Here is a 557-nt window from a genome sequence, read left to right on the forward strand (position 1 = left end):
TTATAGCATATATCTAATTTTATTAACACAAAGCTGACTTAACATTTGCTATAATATATAATAGAATTCTTAGCAATATGGTTATTACCGCAATATAATAAATACAAAAGTAGTAAACCTTTGATTTAAGGTGATAAGAATGCCAAAAACCAAAAAGTTACTTATCTCTAGGCTGGCAGACATTGTTCAAAAGATTGAACTACTAGAGAATCCCAAACGCAACGCCCGAATTTTAGAGTTGGCACTAGGGCTAAATGGTGAGGGTCCACATACTCAAGCTCAGATTAAAGAATTTCTTGACGTGGAGTACCCAGAAGCAACTGTTAGTACCGAAAGAATCCGTGTCATCAAGAGTGTACTTGTAGATTCGTTTGGCAAGGAACTAGTTAAATCGTGGGATGAGTTTTTCGAAAATCTGTTTGATTACCTGTACTCTCAGGTCCCAATTGAAATTGGGCTACTTGCCCAACGTTTAGCCGATCCCAAATATCAGAGTTTTAACCCCAAGCTTGGACATCAAGAAGCATTTAGTGAAAAACCATTTAATGTTTTGGGGC

Annotated in this window: 1 protein-coding gene; it reads left to right on the forward strand. The window is 36.6% G+C overall.

What is annotated here, in order from left to right; all coding sequences use genetic code 11:
- Window positions 1-139: 139 nt before the first annotated feature.
- The coding region (locus R8O10_RS26850; protein ID WP_318192178.1) for a hypothetical protein at window positions 140-557 on the forward strand (418 nt) is incomplete at its 3' end.

The organism is Vibrio sp. 1727 (assembly GCF_033344415.1).
Lineage (GTDB): Bacteria > Pseudomonadota > Gammaproteobacteria > Enterobacterales > Vibrionaceae > Vibrio > Vibrio alginolyticus.